Annotated in this window: 5 protein-coding genes, 1 tRNA gene and 2 rRNA genes; 3 read left to right on the top strand and 5 right to left on the bottom strand. The window is 43.3% G+C overall.

The genetic code is table 11. The features are described from left to right. Positions 1-152 precede the first annotated feature (152 nt). From rrf (JMA39_RS07835) to rrf (JMA39_RS07825), 3 genes are all read left to right on the top strand, one after another. Positions 153-268 (top strand): 5S ribosomal RNA (gene rrf / locus JMA39_RS07835). A gap of 71 nt (positions 269-339) precedes the next feature. After that, positions 340-415 (top strand) — tRNA-Thr (locus tag JMA39_RS07830). A 17-nt stretch (positions 416-432) separates the two neighbouring features. Further along, positions 433-548, top strand: a 5S ribosomal RNA gene (gene rrf, locus JMA39_RS07825). A 632-nt stretch (positions 549-1180) separates the two neighbouring features. Here the strand turns inward: rrf (JMA39_RS07825) and hemB are convergent. From hemB to tatC, 5 genes are all read right to left on the bottom strand, one after another. Beyond that, the gene (gene hemB / locus JMA39_RS07820; protein ID WP_028766639.1) at positions 1181-2191 is read right to left on the bottom strand and encodes a porphobilinogen synthase; all 1011 of its coding nucleotides are present in this window, start codon (positions 2189-2191) and stop codon (positions 1181-1183) included. Positions 2192-2215: 24 nt separating this feature from the next. Beyond that, positions 2216-4087 (bottom strand): sensor domain-containing diguanylate cyclase, encoded by a 1872-nt coding sequence (locus tag JMA39_RS07815; protein WP_202721278.1) that lies wholly within the window; start codon positions 4085-4087, stop codon positions 2216-2218. Then, on the bottom strand, positions 4087-4881 hold the full coding sequence (locus tag JMA39_RS07810; RefSeq protein ID WP_202721270.1) for a TatD family hydrolase: 795 nt from the start codon (positions 4879-4881) through the stop codon (positions 4087-4089). Before JMA39_RS07810 ends, JMA39_RS07815 begins: the two co-directional genes overlap by 1 nt. Beyond that, on the bottom strand, positions 4881-5387 hold the full coding sequence (locus tag JMA39_RS07805) for a hypothetical protein (protein WP_202721266.1): 507 nt from the start codon (positions 5385-5387) through the stop codon (positions 4881-4883). The genes JMA39_RS07810 and JMA39_RS07805 overlap by 1 nt, the downstream gene beginning before the upstream one ends. A gap of 177 nt (positions 5388-5564) precedes the next feature. Beyond that, the gene (gene tatC, locus JMA39_RS07800) at positions 5565-6320 is read right to left on the bottom strand and encodes a twin-arginine translocase subunit TatC (RefSeq protein ID WP_202721265.1); all 756 of its coding nucleotides are present in this window, start codon (positions 6318-6320) and stop codon (positions 5565-5567) included. Between the last annotated feature and the right edge of the window lie 3 nt (positions 6321-6323).

The raw sequence follows: 6323 nt of genomic DNA, 5'->3' as shown, positions 1-6323 counted from the left end.
AGGCTTAACCATACAACCCTGATGGGTTTTGTATGAGAGACTAATGTTTCTAAGACAAAATTAGAATGAAGCACTTAATGTAGTGTGGACTCAAAACTTAATTTCAATTACTTGCCAAGGCGAGTAACAGCTTTCTAAATTTACCAAATTTGTCTGGAAACCATAGAGCTGTGGTCCCACCTGAATCCATTCCGAACTCAGAAGTGAAACACAGTATCGCCGATGGTAGTGTGGGGTCTCCCCATGTGAGAGTAGGTCATTTCCAGGCGCTAATTTTACTCGTATAGAGTAGTGTTAAATCGCAGACAAAGCGTAAGTCGATTTAATATAAAGATATTTGCTGATATGGCTCAGTCGGTAGAGCGCATCCTTGGTAAGGATGAGGTCCCCAGTTCGATTCTGGGTATCAGCACCATGATTTAAAAGAATTTGTCTGGAAACCATAGAGCTGTGGTCCCACCTGAATCCATTCCGAACTCAGAAGTGAAACACAGTATCGCCGATGGTAGTGTGGGGTCTCCCCATGTGAGAGTAGGTCATTTCCAGGCGCTAAATACAAGAAAGCCCGCTACGATGTAGCGGGCTTTTTTACGTTTGGAATTTGTCATTTCCAGACTCACTCAAAATTTAACAGTGAAGAAGCCACCCCTCTTTATGTGATAAGAGTAGGTGGCTTTTTTGTACAGGAAGTACTTATCCTTGAATGCCATGGATGGCGTAGGAGAGGATTTGTACAGGAAGTACTTATTCTTGAATGGCATGGATGGCGTAGGAGAGGATTTGTACAGGAAGTACTTATCCTTGAATGCCATGGATGGCATAGGAGAGGATTTGCGTTTGGGCGTTTGTAAAATCTTTAACGCAACTGCTTCTTGGCTATTTCAATAAAAGCTGTCGGCATCTGTTTATGACAATAATCTCTCCCATATCCATCGTTAAAAAAGACTTACCACACCTTTGAGAGAGCATCTAAGAGGCTAGGCACTCATGGGGAGTAGGGCTTTGTTCGATGATGAGTACAGGTTGAGGGTTGTTGTGGTTGAAGAGTATGGCTAGAAGCGCTGCTATCTTCGTATAAGCACTAATTGCTATAGATAGGTGTAAAGGCTTGCTAGCAGGAATAAAAAGGCCAGAGCATTGCTCTGGCCTATTAGGTAATATGGTTTTTAATTAGAAGTGTTTACTTGTCTTCTTTCAACCACTGAGCTGCACGTTTAGCAAAGTAAGTTAGGATGCCGTCTGCGCCAGCACGCTTAAAGCAAAGTAATGATTCCATTACGATAGCCTTTTCTGCTAACCAACCGTTTTGAATTGCAGCCATATGCATAGCGTATTCACCACTGACCTGATAAGCAAAGGTTGGAACCGCCAGCTCTGTCTTAACACGGTGTACGATATCAAGGTATGGCATGCCTGGTTTAACCATAACCATATCAGCGCCTTCTTGAATATCTAAAGCCACCTCATGTAGTGCTTCATCGCTGTTAGCTGGATCCATCTGGTAGCTATGCTTATTACCACCTTTCAGGTTGCCTGCTGAGCCTACTGCGTCACGGAAAGGACCATAGTAGTTAGAAGAATATTTAGCTGAATATGCCATGATTTGAGTATTCACGTGGCCAGCTTCTTCAAGTGCCTTACGAATAGCACCAATACGACCATCCATCATATCTGAAGGAGCAACAATATCAGCACCTGCTTCAGCATGCGATAATGCCTGCTTCACTAGAATTTCAGTGGTGATGTCATTCATGATGTAGCCAGTTTCATCGATGATACCGTCTTGACCATGTGTAGTGAACGGATCTAGTGCAACGTCTGTCATCACACCTAGCTGAGGAAATGCTTCCTTCAATGCGCGTACGGCACGTTGGGCTAACGCATCGGCATTGTAGGCTTCTTCAGCCATTAACGTTTTTTTCTCAGCTGGAGTTACTGGGAATAATGCGATCAGCGGGATGCCTAGTTCTACAAGCTCTTCAGCTTCTTTAAGTAGTAGATCAATTGAAAGGCGCTCTACGCCGGGCATAGACGCTACTTGCTCTGTGCGGTTGTTACCTTCTAAGACAAACATAGGATAGATCAAGTCATTGACTGTTAGCTGATTCTCAGCCATTAGACGACGACTAAATTCATGTTTACGCATGCGGCGCATTCTACGTTGTGGGTAGGCACTAGTAATAATATTCACATTTGGCTCCAGACGATGGTGATATTAATCTTGATCAGGGCTGTATAATTTGACTTGATTACGCCCGTCATTCTTTGCTTGATAAAGTGCTTTATCTGCTTGTTCTAATAATAAAGTTGTGTGTTCTTCAGAGGTGACAATTTCACTGATCACCCCAATACTAACTGTCAGGCGGATCCTGTTCCCGCCCCAACTAATAGGTAGTTTGCTGATAACTTTTCTTATCGTCTCAGCGACTTGCTGCGCACCTATCTTATCAGTGTTGGGTAATATAATAGCAAACTCCTCCCCCCCAAAACGTGACACTAGATCGGTTGGTCGCTTTAAAATTTGTTTTAATTCGTCGGCGATAGCACGTAGTGCTTGGTCACCAGCGAGGTGTCCATAGGAATCATTAATGAGTTTAAAGCGATCGATATCAAGCATTAAAATAGACAGGGGGGTCTGTTGTCGTCGGCTAATTCGCCCCTCGGCTCGAATCCGTTTATCGAATGATGCGCGATTTTTAACGCCAGTAAGGCTATCGATTCTTGTCTGTTCGGTGAGCTTTTGATTTGCTTCATTAAGTTCCCTTAGGGCGATCTCCAACTCTAAGGTTCTTTCTTGAACCATTTTCGCTAGCTTCTCGCTACTCCTGGCCTCAATGTGAAGTGCCTCTTCTTTGACCTCTTTAGCCTTCTTGGCCTGAAGCAGTGCATCTTGTTGTATCTGTAACTTCGCTAGACGTTCATCGTTGTAGCGAATTGCCAGTAGGGCAGCCATAAAAATGACTTCGATGCTTAGCCCTACCATAAAGGGAGTTTTAGCTTGCAGATCCCAGTGAAGTAAACCTAGATAGATAGCGCCAGACAACAATGCACCTAACATCATACCAGCCCATCCAATGGCAAAAAGCTTGGCTAATTTATTGCCTTTGAAAGCTTGGGCTAGTGACATGTACATTAACATTATGCTGGATAACATTACGGCATAAACATTGAGGTTTAATGCAGTTGAGTAGTCGAGTGGCAGTCCAATGAGAAGCAGCAATACAGACATGGCGGCACTGACTCGGCAGAGCCTTAGCATGGCTTGATTGTGATATTTAAGGCGCATGACCTTTTCAGAAAACAAAAAGGCAAACATCATCGAAAGGCTTAGCAGTGCAGGCAAAGCAAACTCTTGCATGCGTGGCCACTCTGGCCAGATAAACCTAAATGCGAGCCCATGTAGGCTAGCTACAAAAAGTGTAATGGATAGGACGTAGCCCGCATAATAGCTATAGCTTAATGAGTGTGATATTACCGCAATTAATAAGCTAAAGATCCCTATAGCCATTAATACACCAATTTGAAAGCCATACAAAATGGAGTGTCGCTCTGCATCTTGGTAGTAAGCATCGCTACTCCACAAGGTTATCGGTAAATTGGATGTTCCAGAAGTCTCAACTCGTAAGTAGAAGTGATGCGTATCTTGTTGCTTACTGTTAAATGAGTACAGCAATTGGGTACTTAAAATTGGTCTTTTGCTAAAAGGAAAACTATCGCCAACCTGAAATTGGTTAAGCAGTGTTGAGCCGTTAAAGTGATAGAACTCAATATAATCGAGATGTGGATTGTCGAATGATAAGATCAGCTCCCTTGGAACACTCGCTTTATGAGCTAACGAAAACCTAACCCAGTAGTCACTTTTAGCAATGCCTCTCATCGCTTTCGGGTTATACTCTTGCCATTTCTGAGGCGACACTGCCTCGACCTGCTCTAGGCTGGAAGCATCATCGAACTGAGTAATGTATAGCTTTGACGTGAGTGGAATTTCATCCGCTGTATGCTCTTCAATAAAGAGGGGGTCTTGAGCCGCACTATAGGCAGTAAAGAACAGCAGTACTAAAATTAGCAGTTGGTACAGAATCCGCATTAACACTCTAAACCAAAAAACGTACGGCTATTTTTATAGGTTACAGCTGAAAAATCATCGATGTTCTGTTGTCTAAGATCGGCAATATATTGAGCGATATAAGGCAGATATTTAGGCTCATTTTTACTGGACTTGGGCTTTGGACGCATACTTCTGGGTAAGAGGTAAGGGCTGTCAGTTTCAATTAGCAGGCGATCATCAGGAATATAGGGAACTATTGAGGCGAGTTCTTGCCCTCTGCGTTCATCGCAGACCCAGCCCGTGATCCCAAGATAAATGTCTTGCTCTATGTAAGCTTCTAGTGATTGTCTATTCCCTGTAAAGCAATGCAATAGAGCCGCAGGCAGCTCTGAACGGTACTCTTTTAAGATTGCTAGAAAGTCCTCATGTGCATCACGCTCATGCATAAGAACCGGCATCTTTAGCTCACAGGCTAGATCAAGTTGTTCTGCGAAGGCCTTGCGTTGCATCTCTCGAGGGGAGAAGTCTCGATTGTAATCTAAACCGCATTCACCTATGGCCAGGACGCAAAAAGATTGGGTTAAGCTGCGTATCCGAGCTGCACTATCTGTTTGCCATTCACTTGCATGATGAGGATGAACGCCTGCGGTACAATAAAGCTGGTGAGGAAATTGCTCACACAGGCTAATCGCTTGCTGACTCTCTTCTAGGTGACTACCAATAACGACCATTGAAGTGACCGACTGCGCAGCAGCATCTTCAATGACACGGTGAATATCTTTTTCGAGCGAGCTACCAATCAAGTTGACGGCTATATCCATATACTTGGGCATTACTTTAAACGCTTTACTCTAATGGTTGTGTTGCGATCATCTATACCTAGCATGAAGGAGCCAAGTGCGGCTTTTTCAATATAGACGCTTTGCCCTGCCTTTAATCTATATGAGCGACTGTCAGTTTGCTTCCAGACTTGACCATTACTAAATTGGATTTTTAGTGCACCGTAGGGATCTTTAGAAACCTTGCTCACGTCTAAGTAGATCTTACTGAGCTCCTCGTCTTGGCTCTTTTTAACTTTACCAAATTCATCTTGAGGCTTGCTCGTTGTAGAGACTACCGCAGTGCTAGAAGCGGCAACGGCAACAGTTTCAGCCTTAGGGAGCGATTTTGTGGCTGTGCTATGAGACTGACTGGCTTTAGATAGAGCGTCATAACAAATTAAGCGTTCGAGCTTATCTTCTATAGCAGAGCATTTGGCTAACTGGGTTTCGATGGATGCATATGCAGTATTTGTGAGCATTAAAGATGCTGTTGTGAGTAGTAATAGCTGTGCTTTCATCAAAAATAACTTCCTTTTATCCCAATAGATAGACTCACACTGATTTTACATTTTATTCGGATAATTGAAACACAAATGTGATGGGATAGAAGAGGGGGCTGAAAACAAAAAAGGTATTATCTACGTCGTTTATCACGAGATAATACCTTTTAGAAACACGCTTATTTAGTCAGTGTACTAAGACTCAGATTTTTCCTGCTCACTTTCATCTTCATCTTCATCTGGTTTGCTGTAAAAACGTGCCGCAAGTAAGCCACCTTCAAACAGGATCAGCATTGGAATCGCTAACATAGTTTGAGAGATGATGTCTGGCGGGGTCAGTAGCATACCGATGACAAATGCACCAACCACGATATATGGTCGTTTTTCTTTTAGCTCTGCAGGTGTGGTTACACCAGCCCAACATAACAGAATAACTGCCACAGGGATCTCAAAAGCTAAACCAAATGCAAAGAACAGTTTTAGAATAAAATTCAAATAACTGCTGATGTCAGTAGCAACTTCAACCCCTTCAGGGGCCACGCTAGTAAAGAATCCAAAGACGACAGGGAAAACGATATAATAGGCGAAGGCAATACCTAGATAGAACAGTAACGTGCTGCTCGCTAGCAGAGGCATAACCAAGCGCTTTTCATGCTTATATAGACCCGGCGCGACAAATGACCACACTTGATAAAGGACGTAGGGCACAGCGACAAAAAACGCTAACACTAAGGTCAATTTAAATGGGGCAAAAAATGGCGCTGCAACATCGGTTGCAATCATACTGCTTGATTCAGGCAAAGCTTGCATCAAGGGTGTGGCCATATAATGGTAAATATCGTTGGCCCAATATACCAAGCAGATAAACACCAAAAGAACACTACCAATTGCTCGCAATAACTTAGTGCGCAACTCAAGCAGGTGGCTGATTAATGGCTGCTGTTGTGACATGGA

The organism is Shewanella schlegeliana (genome assembly GCF_016765635.1).
Lineage (GTDB): Bacteria > Pseudomonadota > Gammaproteobacteria > Enterobacterales > Shewanellaceae > Shewanella > Shewanella schlegeliana.
This window is presented reverse-complemented; position numbering and strand designations above follow the sequence as displayed.